This is a genomic window from Pedobacter psychroterrae (assembly GCF_004331695.1).
Lineage (GTDB): Bacteria > Bacteroidota > Bacteroidia > Sphingobacteriales > Sphingobacteriaceae > Pedobacter > Pedobacter psychroterrae.
This window is the reverse complement of record NZ_SJSL01000001.1, coordinates 693,958-706,789: the sequence shown is the minus strand read 5'-3', so window position 1 is coordinate 706,789 and position 12,832 is coordinate 693,958. Positions and strand designations below refer to the sequence as shown.

Here is a 12,832-nt window from a genome sequence, read left to right as displayed (position 1 = left end):
GGCTATTTTTCAATAAATTCTTTTACCAGACGTTCTGCTTCCGCACATGCTGTATCCAGGTCGTAATTTTTAAGGATCACATCAAATTTATCTGCGTAGCCGAGTTCCTTTTCAGCCTTAATAAATCTTTCAGCCAGCTTTTCAGCGCTGTCGGTTCCACGGCCGCTCAATCGCTCTTTCAGTACTTCAAGTGATGGGGGCTGAACAAATATCGCCAGGGCATCGGCTTCATATTTGCGTTTAAGGCGTAGTCCGCCTTCCACATCTATGTCAAAAATAACGTGTTTATCTATATCCCAGATGCGTTCTATCTCAGATCTCAGGGTGCCGTAAAATGTGCCATTGTACACTTCTTCAAATTCTACAAACTCCTGATGTGCCACTTTATGAAGAAAATCTTCTTTGGAAATAAAGTAGTAATCTTTTTCATTCTTTTCGTCGCCACGAAGTTCACGTGTTGTGGCCGAAATAGAAAAACTTAAGGAAGGGAATTTCTTGAGCAGGTGCTTTACAATCGTTGTTTTGCCTGCGCCTGATGGGGCTGAAAATATAATGAGTTTACCTTGTTTCATTTGTGTTACTTGTTTCTAAGCTTCGGGCTACAAAACATTTAATAGTTGTTCTTTAATCTTTTCAAGCTCTTCCTTCATGCCCACTACCAATTGCTGTATCTGTGCATCATTGGCCTTTGAGCCCATGGTATTGATTTCACGGCCTATTTCCTGCGAGATAAAGCCAAGTTTTTTACCATTTGCATCCTTGCTTTTTAATGTTTCAATAAAATAATCACAATGGCTTCTCAAACGTATTTTCTCCTCTGTGATATCAAGTTTATCAATATAATAGATCAACTCCTGTTCAAGGCGGTTCTGATCTACATTGATCTTGCCCACATTGTCTTCCAGGAACTGGTTTAGCTTGTTTTTAATTTGATTGATCCTCAGTGGCTCCAGCACTTCAATTTCAGAGAAGAACTGAAGTATATTTTTTATCCTAAGTTCCAGATCGGTTTTTAATACCGCACCCTCATCCAGTCTGAACTGATTGAAATTCTTCAGGGCTACATGGAATGTGCTTTGTAAAATATCCCAGTCGCCTTCATTTGCTTCCTCTTCGGCATAACTGATTACTTCGGGAAAGTTAAGTGCTGCCTGCATCAAATTGCTTGAATTGGCACCTAGAGAAAGGTTGATTTCTTCGAGTTGTTTATAATACTTGGTTAGGAGCGCAGCATTAATGGTAGCTCCTTTCAGGTTTTCTTCACTACGCTCTATATTGATAGACACGCTCACCTTTCCGCGTTCAATATCTTTGCTGCATACATTGCGCAGCACCAGTTCTTTTTCCGAAAATGCACGCGGCAACTTTAAGTTTAGTTCCAGAAACTTGCTGTTTAAAGACTTGATCTCGACAGCAAATTTTACATTCTCGTGATCAGCGGAAGCCAGGCCAAACCCTGTCATAGATTTTATCATGTGCAAAGATATAATTTATTGCCTTTGATACCTATTTAACTTTTTTTAACTTAATTGATTGGTAAACAATGGCTATTTTTGCACAAAATAATCAGTAAAATGATAAAACCCAATTGTTTAAGTGCTTTTCTTGTCTTGCTGGTGTTGACAATGAACACCAGTTCAGGACTTGCCCAGCAAGTTGCTGCAATTGGTGGGGTGGTAAAGGACAAAGAAGACGGCAGCAGGATTTCTGATGCTAGGATCACCAATCAAAGAACAGGTGCTGCTGCATTGAGTAGTAGTATGGGCCTGTTTAAGATCACCGCCTCGGTAGGAGATACCTTGATTATCAGCAAACGTGACTACTCAGATTTTACAGCGGCGGTTCCTGTCGACAAAGATATGATCATTCTGCTCAACAGAGAACGGACCTTAAAAGAAGTAAATATAATAGGGCAGTCCAAAAAGAATGAACTAAATGAACTAAAAAGAGAATATAAGCGTAAAGGCTCCTTTTACCAGGGCAAGCCACCTTTTTTATCCTTTCTTTTTATGCCTTTAACTGCAATTTATGAAGTTTTTGGCCGTACGCCAAAGAATGCAAGGAGGTTTGGCAGGTACTATGAAAATGAACTTCAGCAGACGTTAATAGATGGGTTTTTTAATGAATCAATTATCCAGAAGAATACAGATCTGAAGGGAGCGGATCTTGAAAAGTTTATGCTGGACTATCGCCCAGCCTATGAAAAAGTACAGCATTGGGCCGAGTATGATGCCATTAGGCACATTAACACTTCCTACAAGAAGTACACAGATACATTAAGGAAATAGTATTGTTCTAAATCGACAGGGCCTCACAGGCCTTTTCAGCAGCCAGCTTTTCTGCATTTTTCTTATTATAATCCCTGCCTACGCCGCAGCTTTCTCCTTCAATAACAGCCTGAATGGTAAATAATTTAGCACTTTCTCCCTCTCCATTTTGAACCAGGTCAAAGGAAATATCCTTCCCGTGGCGCTGGCACCATTCTATCAGTTTACTCTTAAAATTGGTTTCAGTAAGCTCCAATGTGTGAATGTCAATGTAGGGCTTAACAATTCTTTTCAGCAAGAAATCTTTGGTAAAATTATATCCCTTATCCATATAAATAGCGCCAATCAATGCTTCAAAGGCATCTCCAAGCATAGAATGGTGCTTTGTTTGTACGTTAACCGCTTTCTGATCGAATACGATGAGCTGATCGAAGCCCATTTTACGGGCGAGCTGATTTAAATTCGCTCTGTTTACAATTTTAGAGCGCATTTCTGTAAGGAAACCCTCTTCTTTGTAGGGATAGCTTTTGAAAAGTAACTCAGCAATTACAGAACCAAGAATGGCATCTCCCAGAAATTCCAGGCGCTCGTTGCTGCTTCTGCTGCCATTCTTTAGGATTTTTGCCACAGACCTATGCCTGAACGCCATTTTATATAAAACGGTATTTCCGGGCACAAAGCCCAAAATGTTGTTCAACTTTTTTATAAAGTCTTTATCTGACGACAGATAAAGCTTATACAGGTCAAATAATGACATTAATTATATTTACTCTTCGTATTTTTTGAATATCACAGACGCATTGTGACCGCCAAAACCAAAGGTATTACTTAAAGCAGCACGAATGGTTCTTTTTTGAGCCTTGTTGAAAGTAAAGTTCAACTTTGGATCAAAGTCAGGATCATCAGTAAAATGATTGATAGTAGGAGGTACTATATCATTTCTTACCGCCAGGATTGAAGCAATCGCTTCAATTGCACCTGCAGCACCCAATAAATGCCCTGTCATGGATTTGGTAGAGCTGATATTCAATTGATAAGCATCTTCCCCAAATAAATCTACAATAGCCTTAGTCTCAGAGATATCACCCAGTGGTGTAGAAGTACCGTGGACATTGATGTAATCAATATCTGCAGTAGTCAATCCGGCATCTCTCAGTGCATTTGTCATCACCATTCTTGCGCCCAATCCCTGCGGGTGTGGGGCAGTAATATGGTTCGCATCTGCACTCATTCCGCCACCTACCAGCTCGGCATAAATCTTGGCGCCACGTTTTTTAGCATGCTCCAGCTCCTCTAGTATGATGGTTCCGGCACCTTCACCGGCCACAAAACCATCGCGGTCCTTATCAAAAGGCCTTGAGGCAGTTGTAGGGTCATCATTTCTTGTAGAAAGTGCATGCATGGCGTTAAAACCGCCAATTCCGGCTTCATTGATGATCGCCTCAGATCCACCGCTTATGACAATGTCACACATATTCAATCGAATATAATTGTAAGCATCAATCATTGCATTGGTAGAAGAGGCGCAGGCCGAAACCGTAGCGAAGTTTGGTCCGCGGAGTCCATATTTTATAGAAATATGACCGGGAACAATGTCAATAATAACCTTAGGGATGAAGAACGGATTTATGCGCGGTGTCCCGTCGCCTAAAAAGAAATTCTTCATTTCATCCTGAAAAGTTTTAAAACCGCCGATGCCTGAGCCCCAGATTACGCCTACACGGTTGGTATCGATTTGTGAAAAATCAAAGTTACCATCCTTTACTGCTTCGTCTGTAGCTACCAGCGCATACTGAACAAATGGATCTAGCTTACGTGCTTCTTTTCTATCCATGAAGTCTTCAGGATTGAAATTTTTAAGTTCACACGCGAATTTAGTCTTGAATTTTGAAGTGTCAAAACCAGTAATGGGGCCGGCACCGCTCACCCCATTCAGCAAACCATCCCAGAATTCCGGGATGGTATTACCTATAGGAGTGAGCGCACCCAACCCTGTAACTACTACTCTTTTTAATTCCATTTATACGGATTATACGGAGACCGTATTTTACTTAACGTTCTTTTCTAAGTAGGCAATTGCTTGACCGACTGTACCAATGGTCTCAGCCTGATCATCAGGGATTGCTACATTGAATTCTTTTTCGAACTCCATGATAAGTTCTACTGTATCTAAAGAATCTGCACCCAAATCGTTAGTGAAAGAAGCTTCCGGGGTAACTTCGCTTTCATCCACACCTAATTTTTCAACGATAATAGCCTTAACTCTTGAAGCAATATCAGACATAATGTTATAATTTAATGGTTAAATAATTCAGTGCAAAGAAAAATAAATTCTGACACATTTCAAATGTTTTTATTTCTCTATCAATTTTAATGTTTTTATTTTGAACATCAATGTAAAATTAGTTTTATAATTTCGTATTCCCGTAAAATATTCTGTTTTGAACAAAACTTATTTAAAACTGTCCCTTGATCTTGACTTCGTACTCATTGCCATAACTGCATCTTTAAAGGATTATGTGTTGTGTCATAAGATCAATACCAGTCTGAATTTTAATTTTGAAAAGCTTGAGGATCATGAAGTTTACTTTAATGTGGATGAGGAACCGCTGGCTTTTTCAAAATATTATTTTTTTGTTGAACAAGGTGAAATCGAATATTATTTAGTAAACAACCGAAATGCAGAAGGGTTTTTGATTCCTGAAATGAATAAGGTAGATTTTTTCATGATCGTCCATCAGTATATTGACAAAGAAGATCTAAATTATCTACTCAATGGTTTGAACAAACTATCTGATATTCAGGTAGCTGCGCAGATAGACCAGTACAAGTTGAGGTCGAGGGAAAATTTGATAATGTAATTTTTATGGTGAAGGTGTATTAAATACACTATATTTGAACTTAGATAACGAGACAAATAACAATATTAAGTAATAAATGAAACCATTTCATTCGAGAACAAAAATCGTAGCCACCTTAGGCCCAGCATCTGCTAAACCCGAAGTTTTATACAGTATGTTTAACGCCGGATTAGACGTTTGCCGTTTAAATTTCTCTCACGGCTCTCAGGCAGATCACCAGGAAGTGTTGGATACGATTCGTAATATCAATAAAAAATATAACTATAACGTCGGTATTCTTGCCGATTTGCAAGGCCCTAAGATCCGGATCGGTATGGTTCAGGATGGTGGTATCCACCTGGTTAACGGCAATCGGACAATCATTACTACTGCCAAATGTATTGGAAACGAAGAACGTATCTACATCACTTACGAAGCATTTCCCAAAGATGTGCAGGCTGGTGAGATCATTTTGCTGGATGACGGCAAGTTGCAGATGCGTGTAATAGAAACCAATCTGGTAGACGAAGTTCTTTGCGAAATCGTACATGGTGGTATCCTGACTTCCAGAAAAGGGGTAAACCTTCCTAACACAAAAGTTTCCATTCCTTCTCTTACAGAAGAGGACCGCGATAACCTGGAGTTCGTTCTCGCAAACGATGTAGAGTGGATCGGTTTATCTTTCGTACGTAATGCTGCGGATATCATTGAGTTAAAAGAGATTATCAAACAAAGAGGTAAAAGTGCCCGTGTAATCGCTAAGATTGAAAAGCCTGAAGCAATTGCAAATATTGATGAGATCATTGCCGTGTCAGACGGTATCATGGTTGCCCGTGGTGACCTTGGGGTAGAGATGCCAATGGAAGAAGTACCGTTGTTACAAAAAATGATCGTACAGAAATGCCGCGCAGCCTCAAAGCCGGTAATTGTAGCTACTCAGATGCTTGAAAGTATGATCACCACGCCAAGGCCTACACGTGCTGAGGTGAATGACGTAGCCAATTCTGTATTAGACGGTGCTGATGCGGTGATGCTAAGCGGAGAGACATCAGTAGGAGAATTTCCACTGATCGTGATCGAAACCATGCAAAAGATTATTCAAAACATTGAGACAAATAACTATCCGTTCCATCCTGACAAGTTCCTTAAGCCAAAAGCAGAAAGCTTTTTGAGTGATGCAGTATGCGATTCTGCTTGTACGCTTTCTAAGCAAACAGGTGCAGTTGGAATTGTTTCCATGACCGTGAGCGGCTATACTGCATTTGAAATTTCAAGTCACAGGCCAAAGGCTTTTACTTATATCTTTACCAGCAACAGATCATTGCTAAATGCATTGAGCTTAATTTGGGGAGTGCAAGCATTCTACTATGATAAGTTTGAAAGCACTGATGAGACGATATTGGACGTAAACGAATTACTGAAAGCCAAAAAATTAGTTAAGAAGGGCGATGTGATCATCAATACCGCAGCCATTCCTATGGAGGCAAAAGGTAAGACCAATATGCTAAAAGTTACGGTAATTGAATAATATTCGATAGCAACCAAAAATTTTTCTACTTTTGCAATCCTAATAAAAAAGGAGAGTTGTCCGAGTGGTTGAAGGAGCACGCCTGGAAAGTGTGTATACCTCAAAAGGGTATCGAGAGTTCGAATCTCTCACTCTCCGCCTTGTCTTACAAAATAGCCTGCTAAAGTGTTGATTTTAGCAGGCTATTTATTGTCGGCTTAGTTATCTCAGCTCAACCTAAGTAAGGACCACCCGGCACCCCCCAACCCCATTTTGGCATCGGCTCATCCTCAGCTGCCTGAACTTCATCCAGATTAGAATTGATCAGCGCCAGCCGAGTCCCCCACTCCACATAGGCCATAAACGCAGAGCGGAATTCAGGATCGTCAGGCAATTCCAGTTCATCGGCCGTTTCTATCAATAGAAGTATCCACTGTTTACGGTGAGCTTCAGTTAAATGTTTACCAATATGATGCTGGATCATTTTAAAATGACTGCCCTCCGATGTTGAATAGAAGGCAGGCCCACCAAACACCTCGGCAAAGAAATGCGCAACCTGTAGCCTGTGATTCGCAGACATGTGCTTAAAAACAGGTTCCAGCAAGGGGTCCAGCAACACCTTATCATAAAAACGCATCATTAGATTTTCAAAAACGGGCATTCCCCCAGCCCAATCATATAAAGTTGGTATTGCTTTCATTGTATTAACTTTACCCGATATTAATGAATATTCTAGAAAACCGATAGCCATAAAAGAACTATCGCCTGAAAAATCGCTAAATTTGCTACTCTGGGACTATTTACATCGTTATTGTGAAAGTGGTACCCCATCCTATTTCGCTCATTACCTCAATAGTTCCCTTCAAAGATTCGATCTGGGTCTTGGTCATATATAAACCCATTCCCTTTCCTTCCCGGTCATAATGCAGTCTGCCGTAGAGCATAAAGATTCGGTCCTTATGCGTGTCTAAGTCCATACCCAATCCATTGTCTTCGACAGAAATCACCGTGTGGCCTTCGTTTTTATATCCGGTGATGACAATAACCGGAGACCTGTCCGGCGAACGGTATTTGATTGCATTACTGATCAGATTGAACAATGCGCTTTGAATATAACTTTTTATGCTGGTCAGCTGATCTGCCTGGTCATCTATGGCTACGTTTATCATTGTACCGCTTTCATCAATTTCATTTTTTAGATTAATGCATACCAGGGAAACTATATCACTTATTAAAAATGTTTGCATCTTCTCCTCCAAGGTAGACCGGACAGATAAGACAGTGTTCAGATCGCGTAATAACTCATCCATCGACCTGGCGGCCTGGAGAATATAACCCGTTGTATGGGCTAATTCACTAGAGGGCACGTCATCATTCAGAAATTGTGCCAGTCCCAGAATATTGGCTACGGGTGAACGCAGGTTGTGTGACACAATATGGCTGAACTGCATTAATTCATCATGTCTTTTGCTCAGTTCTAAGATAAGTCTCTCACGTTCTATTTCTGCTTTCCTCCGGGCCGTAATGTCCCGGGCTGATGCATAAAATTCACGTATCCAACCATTCTCATCTAATATTGGCACAAGGTAATCCTCCAGCCAAACATATTCACCGGTGACTTTATGTTTCATCCGATACACGCGTGTACCAGGATTTTTCGATTTAAACATATCCCTGGTTATAGTTTTCACAACGCTAACGTCGTCTGGATGTATGGCGTTTAGCCAGGTAAGGGGATCATTGCGCACGTCCTCAACAGAGAAGCCTATGATATCCTGAACATGTGGGCTCAGGTAAGTAAACGTATTTTTAAAGGGGTCTAACTGGTCTAAGGAAACAATATAGAACACCTGGTCGGATGAGGTGATTAGCCGGGTTACCAGTTGACTTGTTTTTTCAAGCGCCAAGGTGGTCTCCTGCTGTTCAGTCACATCACGTGCGGCCCCATAAATATGAGTTACCTTTCCATATGTATCTAGCTTTACCGATAAGCGGTCTTCAATCCAGCGATAATGTTGCTTTCCCTGATGATACATGCGATAGGTTACAACTGTGTCCTGTCCTGATAGTACCTTTTTGAACGACTCAATCGTCATAGCTTTATCCTCGGCATGTACAGCTTCGCTCCACTTCTGAGGCGCCTCTCTGAGCTCCAGGGCACTGAGCCCGATTATTTCCAAGGAACGCCCGTTGAGGAAGCTGTAAGGACTGGCTACAGGGCGGTCTGGATCTACATCCCGAACATAAATTACCTCGTCGATGCTATCTAAAATGTCACGCAGAAAAGTACACTGAGAATCATTCTCATTTCTATAGTTATGCATCTCTTCGCCAAGTATGTTGAGCCCCGAGACCACGGAATTCAACGGATCTTCATCTTCTGTAATTTCCTCCCGGACCGTAAAATTGCCCCGGCTGAATTCTTTAAGCATTAAAATAATTCCGTCCAGCCTTGAAGCCTTTGTTTTTTGCATATATAATTATTTGGATGTATTACAATTTTATGCTGATAATGCATTGATGCCTAGTATACAGGTATTTCCATTACAAAATTTGCACCACACTTTTCCCCACACCATTCATTACCGTGTTACCCCTCATCACAATTTGATCCGGCGACTGCCCCGGCAGCAATTAAAAATGACTTGCAATATAATACTAACAGGACATCTTATTGTAAATTGTCCCTGTTCATCTTCTTAAATAAAAAGCGCAAGAATCGGATTTCTCCTTAGCATCTAATACCTTACTTTCGTACTATAAACTTCATATGATGAGTATACAGGACGAGATCAACTACAGCCGTATCGCTAAGGCCATAGAATACATCAAAGATCATTTCAGGGAGCAGCCCGGTCTGGACCAGATTGCAGAACATGTAAACTTAAGTCCCTTCCATTTCCAGAAGATATTTTCCGAATGGGCGGGCACCACGCCTAAGAAATTCCTGCAGTACATCAGTACAGAATATGCCAAGCAGCTGCTGAAAGAAAAACAGGTAACCTTATTTGATGCTGCCTATGAAACCGGTCTTTCCGGTACAAGTCGCCTGCATGATTTATTTGTCAATATCGAGGGAATGACCCCGGCAGAATATAAGAACGGTGGTCAAAATCTACATATCAATTACAGTTTTACACAAAGCCCCTTTGGTAATGTCCTGGTTGCATCTACAGACAGGGGAGTATGTTACATGGCATTCGAAGCAGCACAAGCAGCGGGACTGGAAAAGCTCAGGGTAAAATTCCCCAATGCTTTATTCACTAACAAAACGGATGAGTTTCAGCAAAATGCACTCCTTATTTTTCATAGCGACTGGACTAGACTTTCAGAGATAAAACTCCATCTCAAAGGAACTGATTTCCAGCTTAAAGTTTGGGAAGCACTGTTGAAAGTTCCAATGGGTGGCCTTACTACTTACGGATCCATTGCGCAACACATTGATACTCCCGGCGCTTCCAGGGCAGTAGGTACAGCAATAGGCAGTAATCCTGTTGCCTTTCTGATTCCTTGTCACCGTGTCATTCAGTCGTCCGGCGCCGTAGGAGGATATATGTGGGGCAGCACCCGAAAGTCAGCCATAATAGGATGGGAGGGAGCAAAAATCAACCCTTGAGAGTGGATAATTTAATTGATTGCTCTTTGATTTTAAAATCGTTATTTTTACGATAAATGACTAAGATCATAAATTTTAACCCTATTGATTTTGAACCGGTAAGAGCTATTGCGCTTCAGTTTCCGGATGCTACGGATAGTCTTTCCCACTATGACACACCTTCCATAAAGATAAAAAAGAACCTATTGTGCAGATTGCATGAAAACGGTGAGTGGATTGCCTTTCGTACAGACTTCGAAAGCCGGGAGCAGTTCCTGGAGCGGTATCCCGAAAGTTGTTTCATTACCCCACACTATCAGGACTATCCTTATGTCTGCATGTATGTCAACAGTTACAGTACCGAGCTATTAAAAGCAGTACTGGAGACAGGTTTCAAAGCCATTACTGAAAAAAAGAAAGCCAGCTAAATGATATTTATTTATTGGAAGCCGCTACTTGCGACTTCCAATTTCCCAGTTTTGCAGTGATTGACTAAAGCTTTAAAAATTTTAAATCTTGTCTTTTCATGAAAACCAATCTTTAAAAGTGGATAACTCTGCAAAGGTGGATAAGTATTATAAACTTCTGTTGTTCAGCGATGTTAAGCATTTATACTAAAGATCATGAGCTATGAAAAAATGTATTTATGTCGTAGAAGACAATGCAGCAATCAGGGACATCATTGAATTTATGTTAACAGAAGAGGATTATGAAGTGATCGTCTCCCCAACAGTCCGCGAATTTTGGCGGCAAATGCAGATTCACATACCGGATATGGTCGTGCTGGATGTAAGATTGCCTGATGGCAGTGGAATCGACATCTGCAAAGAGTTAAAGTGCAATGCCAAAACCCATAATATCCCGGTGATGATCATGTCAGCCGACAACTACCTCAGCAAAGTAAAGTCAAAATGCACAGCTGATGAATTCATCAACAAGCCCTTTGATCTCAATGACTTTGCCAATCGAATAGAGCATTACGTGCCAAATTAGCACAGGCTAACTTACCAATAGCTCTCCAACATATACCGAAGTGCTTACCATTTTACCGTCAGCACTTGTGTATCCCATCCAGCAATGAACGGAATCACCTGAAAAATCAGCGGGTAGTTGTAACTCTACCATTTTATCTTCCCTTTTGACTGCCTGCTCAAACACTACGAACTTTTCCTTTACCGGATTATAGATGATGAAATTTGCTTTATCATCATCGCTGCTATAAACAGAATCAGCAGGATTTTCCCATTTTATGCTAAGAATTAGATCTGCCAGCAACAGGATCTCTCTTATCCAGGACACCAGCAGAATCCCTTTACTGAGTACCGCACGCGCAAAGTTAATCCTCAATCCCTGCTCATCACTGATCACCGCTTCTTTCAGTTGCAGTCCCACAGCCCTGTTGATGGGTGTCTTGCCGTCTGTTTCCATTTGAAATCCAATATTAATGAACTTCAGAATAGGCTTTAGCCAGTTCATCACCATTGCAAAGATTTTCATGTTTTGCTGTTGCGCTTCAGAGGGCACCTTACTGGTTTTACCAGCACTTCTCATATAGTGTACGCCCCTTGAATTTGCACCTACCATATTACCAATTTTTCCAGAGAAAGACCCCTGGATGCCATTTTTATATTTTGCCATAAAGTGTGTTTTTTTATTGTGTAACCAATTTCGGCTGTCAGTCAAAGGCTGCGCCTACTAAGCTCCCTGCGGTCGCAAACCAGCCAAATGCCTTCTCTCTGACATGCCTCATTGGCCTGAAGCCAACCCGTTTATTGTTATAATACCAACATGTCAAAGAACTTTTACAGCAACCCTCCCGGCTGCTAAACCCTATCTATCCTAAGGGAGGAACCGGCCTGATCCAGTCCGCATACTTCGCAATCGTACGCTTATGCCTCATCTTCCGGAATACCCCAATGCGCGATGCGCGCTGAAATCTGCCGGAAGTTCTACCGTACTAGTCTCCGCACTCCTTGCCGCAGCAGCCTGCGCTACCACATACTTGTCTTTCGCAGGATTGTAAACCACTATCGTAGCCTTATCCGTACCACCGGAACCACCCACAGGCGCATCATTCGACCAGCTAAAGTCCAGCTCACCCGCTACCGCAGCAGCCACTTCCTGGTCAGACAAACCCAATAGGTTTCCCCTGCTGTATACCACCTCCGGATAATCCACTACAAAGTTGGGGTACGTACCCGTTATCGCATGCTCCAGGTTATATGACGAAGCCGCATTATAAGGTGTCAAACCCTTCTTTCTCGATTGAAAACCAACCTTCACCACCCCACCAAGTGTCCTTAAAAAATCCGCCATTAGGCCAAATCTGGACCTTTGCATCAGCTGAGGCAGTGTCGGTGTCTTCGTCGACTTCCTCGGCAAGCCCTTCATATAGTCAATCCCATTGATCGACGATCCTACCACATTTCCTACTTTCCCTGAGAACGCTCCCAGTATCCCTTGTTTATATCTTCCCATCTTTTATGTTTTTTTAAATTTCCTCGTCATCCCGGACCCGATCCGGGATCTTATTATTTATTTTTTATGCTCACCTTCGCGTCATGCTGACCGCTAACCGTGTTCTCGCTATTTCATACTCGCCCCTTTCTTTTACTTTTTGTGA

15 protein-coding genes and 1 tRNA gene are annotated in these 12,832 nt (G+C 41.6%); 7 read left to right on the top strand and 9 right to left on the bottom strand.

Going from position 1 to position 12,832, the window contains the following annotated elements:
• Positions 1 to 2: 2 nt before the first annotated feature.
• Both gmk and EZ437_RS02965 read right to left on the bottom strand, forming a co-directional pair.
• Complete coding sequence (gmk, locus tag EZ437_RS02970; RefSeq protein ID WP_131593087.1) at positions 3 to 572, bottom strand: guanylate kinase; 570 nt, start codon at positions 570 to 572, stop codon at positions 3 to 5.
• Between the two features lie 27 nt (positions 573 to 599).
• A complete protein-coding gene (locus EZ437_RS02965) occupies positions 600 to 1,463 on the bottom strand; it encodes a YicC/YloC family endoribonuclease (protein WP_131595121.1) in 864 nt (287 codons plus the stop codon).
• Positions 1,464 to 1,574: 111 nt separating this feature from the next.
• Between EZ437_RS02965 and EZ437_RS02960 the strand changes: the two genes are divergently transcribed.
• Positions 1,575 to 2,288 carry a hypothetical protein gene (locus EZ437_RS02960; protein ID WP_225869479.1) on the top strand — a complete coding sequence of 238 codons (714 nt, stop codon included), beginning with the start codon at positions 1,575 to 1,577 and terminating at the stop codon, positions 2,286 to 2,288.
• A 7-nt stretch (positions 2,289 to 2,295) separates the two neighbouring features.
• On the opposite strand, the gene rnc is transcribed toward EZ437_RS02960, so the two are convergent.
• Genes rnc through EZ437_RS02945 form a run of 3 tightly spaced genes read right to left on the bottom strand, consistent with a single transcriptional unit; the run spans position 2,296 to position 4,551 of the window.
• Positions 2,296 to 3,024 carry a ribonuclease III gene (gene rnc / locus EZ437_RS02955; RefSeq protein WP_205942633.1) on the bottom strand — a complete coding sequence of 243 codons (729 nt, stop codon included), beginning with the start codon at positions 3,022 to 3,024 and terminating at the stop codon, positions 2,296 to 2,298.
• Between the two features lie 9 nt (positions 3,025 to 3,033).
• Complete coding sequence (gene fabF / locus EZ437_RS02950) at positions 3,034 to 4,287, bottom strand: beta-ketoacyl-ACP synthase II (RefSeq protein ID WP_131593085.1); 1,254 nt, start codon at positions 4,285 to 4,287, stop codon at positions 3,034 to 3,036.
• 27 nt (positions 4,288 to 4,314) lie between these two features.
• The gene (locus tag EZ437_RS02945; RefSeq protein ID WP_008508386.1) at positions 4,315 to 4,551 is read right to left on the bottom strand and encodes an acyl carrier protein; all 237 of its coding nucleotides are present in this window, start codon (positions 4,549 to 4,551) and stop codon (positions 4,315 to 4,317) included.
• Between the two features lie 157 nt (positions 4,552 to 4,708).
• Between EZ437_RS02945 and EZ437_RS02940 the strand changes: the two genes are divergently transcribed.
• The 3 genes from EZ437_RS02940 to EZ437_RS02930 all read left to right on the top strand — a co-directional run bounded on the left by EZ437_RS02940 (position 4,709) and on the right by EZ437_RS02930 (position 6,773).
• Positions 4,709 to 5,128: an IPExxxVDY family protein gene (locus tag EZ437_RS02940; RefSeq protein WP_131593083.1), complete on the top strand. Its 420-nt coding sequence runs from the start codon at positions 4,709 to 4,711 to the stop codon at positions 5,126 to 5,128.
• Between the two features lie 76 nt (positions 5,129 to 5,204).
• Positions 5,205 to 6,635 carry a pyruvate kinase gene (gene pyk / locus EZ437_RS02935; RefSeq protein ID WP_131593081.1) on the top strand — a complete coding sequence of 477 codons (1,431 nt, stop codon included), beginning with the start codon at positions 5,205 to 5,207 and terminating at the stop codon, positions 6,633 to 6,635.
• 50 nt (positions 6,636 to 6,685) lie between these two features.
• Positions 6,686 to 6,773: transfer RNA gene (locus EZ437_RS02930), tRNA-Ser, on the top strand.
• A 73-nt stretch (positions 6,774 to 6,846) separates the two neighbouring features.
• Here the strand turns inward: EZ437_RS02930 and EZ437_RS02925 are convergent.
• Together EZ437_RS02925 and EZ437_RS02920 are read right to left on the bottom strand one after the other, a co-directional pair.
• The gene (locus tag EZ437_RS02925; protein WP_205942632.1) at positions 6,847 to 7,314 is read right to left on the bottom strand and encodes a group II truncated hemoglobin; all 468 of its coding nucleotides are present in this window, start codon (positions 7,312 to 7,314) and stop codon (positions 6,847 to 6,849) included.
• 100 nt (positions 7,315 to 7,414) lie between these two features.
• Complete coding sequence (locus EZ437_RS02920) at positions 7,415 to 9,088, bottom strand: sensor histidine kinase (RefSeq protein ID WP_131593077.1); 1,674 nt, start codon at positions 9,086 to 9,088, stop codon at positions 7,415 to 7,417.
• Positions 9,089 to 9,387: 299 nt separating this feature from the next.
• Between EZ437_RS02920 and EZ437_RS02915 the strand changes: the two genes are divergently transcribed.
• The 3 genes from EZ437_RS02915 to EZ437_RS02905 all read left to right on the top strand — a co-directional run bounded on the left by EZ437_RS02915 (position 9,388) and on the right by EZ437_RS02905 (position 11,202).
• Positions 9,388 to 10,230: a bifunctional helix-turn-helix domain-containing protein/methylated-DNA--[protein]-cysteine S-methyltransferase gene (locus EZ437_RS02915; RefSeq protein ID WP_131595115.1), complete on the top strand. Its 843-nt coding sequence runs from the start codon at positions 9,388 to 9,390 to the stop codon at positions 10,228 to 10,230.
• Positions 10,231 to 10,286: 56 nt separating this feature from the next.
• The gene (locus EZ437_RS02910; RefSeq protein ID WP_131593075.1) at positions 10,287 to 10,637 is read left to right on the top strand and encodes a hypothetical protein; all 351 of its coding nucleotides are present in this window, start codon (positions 10,287 to 10,289) and stop codon (positions 10,635 to 10,637) included.
• A gap of 202 nt (positions 10,638 to 10,839) precedes the next feature.
• On the top strand, positions 10,840 to 11,202 hold the full coding sequence (locus tag EZ437_RS02905) for a response regulator transcription factor (RefSeq protein WP_131593073.1): 363 nt from the start codon (positions 10,840 to 10,842) through the stop codon (positions 11,200 to 11,202).
• 6 nt (positions 11,203 to 11,208) lie between these two features.
• Here the strand turns inward: EZ437_RS02905 and EZ437_RS02900 are convergent, their stop codons facing one another.
• Together EZ437_RS02900 and EZ437_RS02895 are read right to left on the bottom strand one after the other, a co-directional pair.
• A complete protein-coding gene (locus EZ437_RS02900) occupies positions 11,209 to 11,847 on the bottom strand; it encodes a DUF6266 family protein (protein WP_131593071.1) in 639 nt (212 codons plus the stop codon).
• Positions 11,848 to 12,105: 258 nt separating this feature from the next.
• A complete protein-coding gene (locus EZ437_RS02895; protein ID WP_131593069.1) occupies positions 12,106 to 12,687 on the bottom strand; it encodes a DUF6266 family protein in 582 nt (193 codons plus the stop codon).
• Between the last annotated feature and the right edge of the window lie 145 nt (positions 12,688 to 12,832).